Genomic DNA, 1,188 nt, shown 5'->3' with positions numbered 1-1,188 from the left:
GGGCACTCGTCCGCCGGGGCGTCCCGCGCCCCCCTCCCGGGGGCCGGCGGCACGCATCGGGGCCCGTCACCCTTCGGCTTCCCCCTCGGCGGGCCCACCCGGCGCCGCTCCCCGCGGGACACCCGTCGGGAGGTGGCGGACGCGCTCATCGCCCTGCTGATCACGGCCCTGCTCGGCGGTGTCGTCCTCGGCGTGCTCTGGGGCCTGTTCTCCCCCCGGGTACGGGTGGTCTCCAACGGCGACGGCGTCTACCTGGTGAACCCCGAGAGCGAGGAGGCCGTCGCCGGGGACGGCAGCTTCCTGCTCCTCGGCCTGGCCGTCGGCGTGGTCCTGGGCCTGCTGGTCTTCCTCCTCCGACGACGCGGCGGGGTCGGGGCGGTCCTCGGCCTGGCACTCGGGGCGGCGATCGGCGCCGTGATCGCCTGGCGCCTGGGCATCCTCCTGGGCCCCGACCGGGACCTCGCGGCCCGCGCGGCGGAGATGGGGGAGGGCACCCCCTTCGACGCGCCCCTGGAACTGGGGACCCTCGGCTCCCTGATCGGCCTGCCCTTCGGGGCACTGCTGGCGCACTTCGTGGGCACGGCCCTGTGGAGCCCGCGGGAGAACGAGATCCCGCCCCCGCCCTTCCCGCGCTGGAACTGACCCCGGGGCCGCCGCGGACACCGGCCCCGGGATCAGTCCCGCCCCACGGGCGCGGTCACCGCGTCCGTCAGCCGCACCAGGTCCGCCGGCGCCAGCTCGATCTCCAGGCCCCGCCGCCCCGCCGACACGCAGACCGTCGCGTGCTCCCCGGCCGAGACGTCCACCACCGTCGGCAGGCGTCGCCGCTGTCCCAGCGGGGAGATCCCGCCGCGCACGTACCCCGTCGCCCGTTCAGCCGCCGCCGGATCGGCCATCACCGCCCGCTTGCCGCCCACGGCAGCCGCCAACGCCTTGAGGTCCAGGGTCCCGGAGACCGGTACCACCGCCACCGTCAGCGCCCCGTCCACCTCGGCCACCAGCGTCTTGAACACCCGGGCCGGGTCGGTGCCCATCGCCCTCGCCGCCTCCTCCCCGTAGGAGGGCGAGGCCGGGTCGTGCTCGTAGGCGTGCAGGGTGAACCGCACCCCCGCCCGGGTCGCCGCCACGGTCGCGGGTGTGCCGCCGCCCCCCGCCTGCTTCCTGCGCCCCATCGGCTCCCCGCTCCTC

The 1,188-nt window shown here is 77.2% G+C and carries 2 protein-coding genes; one reads left to right on the top strand and one right to left on the bottom strand.

The window, feature by feature from the left end; genetic code table 11:
• On the top strand, window positions 1–642 hold a 642-nt coding region (locus FOE67_RS26220; protein ID WP_228474315.1), incomplete at its 5' end, for a hypothetical protein.
• A gap of 32 nt (window positions 643–674) precedes the next feature.
• Here the strand turns inward: FOE67_RS26220 and ybaK are convergent.
• Entirely contained in the window at window positions 675–1,172 is a 498-nt protein-coding gene (gene ybaK / locus FOE67_RS26215) for a Cys-tRNA(Pro) deacylase (RefSeq protein ID WP_182667308.1), read from the bottom strand.
• Window positions 1,173–1,188 lie beyond the last annotated feature (16 nt).

It is taken from the genome of Streptomyces calidiresistens (assembly GCF_014141525.1).
Lineage (GTDB): Bacteria > Actinomycetota > Actinomycetes > Streptomycetales > Streptomycetaceae > Streptomyces > Streptomyces calidiresistens.
This window is presented reverse-complemented; position numbering and strand designations above follow the sequence as displayed.

Bases quoted from the DNA above. Each gene is read 5' to 3' on its own strand.
- ybaK (WP_182667308.1), bottom strand. From the start codon at position 1,172: ATGGGGCGCAGGAAGCAGGCGGGGGGCGGCGGCACACCCGCGACCGTG.